At 68.6% G+C, this 1,043-nt stretch carries 2 protein-coding genes; both read left to right on the forward strand.

The window, feature by feature from the left end; genetic code table 11:
- Positions 1 to 571: ABC transporter permease (locus ALMP_RS40370; protein ID WP_264936978.1), on the forward strand; the 571-nt coding region annotated here is incomplete at its 5' end.
- On the forward strand, positions 568 to 1,043 hold a 476-nt coding region (locus ALMP_RS40375), incomplete at its 3' end, for an ABC transporter permease (RefSeq protein ID WP_375803618.1). The genes ALMP_RS40370 and ALMP_RS40375, both read left to right, overlap by 4 nt.

The following is a 1,043-nucleotide window of genomic DNA, read 5'->3' on the forward strand; positions in this document are numbered from 1 at the left end:
CGGCCTGGCGATGCTGGTCGTCGTCGTCCCGCACTTCATCAGTGCCCTGGTGCGTACCTACGGCTGGATCATCATGCTCGGCGACAAGGGCCTGGTGAACGAGAGCCTGGCCGCCATGTCGGTCCCCGGCGCGCCGTTCCAGCTGCTCTACAACGAGCTCGGCGTGGTCATCGGCACCACCTCGATGATGCTCCCGTACACGGTGCTGCTGCTGTACGGGGTGATGCGCGGCGTGGACCGGCGGCTGCTGGCGGCCGCGTCCAGCATGGGCGCGGGCCGGGTGACGATCTTCCGGCGCGTCTACCTGCCGCTGGTCGCCCCCGGACTGGCCAGCGCGGGCCTGCTCAGCTTCATCCTCTCGCTGGGCTACTACATCACCCCCGCCCTGATGGGCGGCCCCAACCAGACGATGATCGCCACCCTGATCAACCAGCAGGTCACCAAGGAGAACCAGTGGAACGGCGCGGCCGCTCAGGGCGTCATCCTGCTGGTCCTCACCCTGGCCGGACTGCTGCTGGTCAAGGCCGTCAGCTCCCTGGGCGCCAGCCGTAAGAAGAGGAGCGCGTCATGATGGAGCTGCGCAAGTCCCTCGCCGGACGCATCGCCCTGACCGCCGTCGCCACCGTCATCCTGCTGTTCCTGGCCCTGCCGATCGTCGTCATCCTCGTCACCTCCTTCAGCAACAACGCCTTCGCCGCCTTCCCGCCCGAGGCGTGGACGCTGAACTGGTACAAGGCCCTGTTCGCCGACGGCAGCAAATGGCCCGCCGCGCTCTCCCTGTCCGCTCTGGTCGCCGCCCTGAGCACCGTGTTCTCCCTGATCATCGCGGTGACCGCGGCGACCGCCCTGACCCGCAGCGAACTCCCCCTGCGCTCCGCCGTCTTCGCCCTGGTCCTCGGACCGCTCGTCATCCCCCAGATCGTCACCGCGCTCGGCCTGTTCCTGTTCTTCGAGCCGGCCGCGATGCTCGGCAGCCCCATCGCCATCGCCCTCGGCCACACCGTGCTCGCCTCACCCATCGCGGTCCTCATCCTGATCGCGAC

Source organism: Streptomyces sp. A012304, assembly GCF_026008495.1.
Lineage (GTDB): Bacteria > Actinomycetota > Actinomycetes > Streptomycetales > Streptomycetaceae > Streptomyces.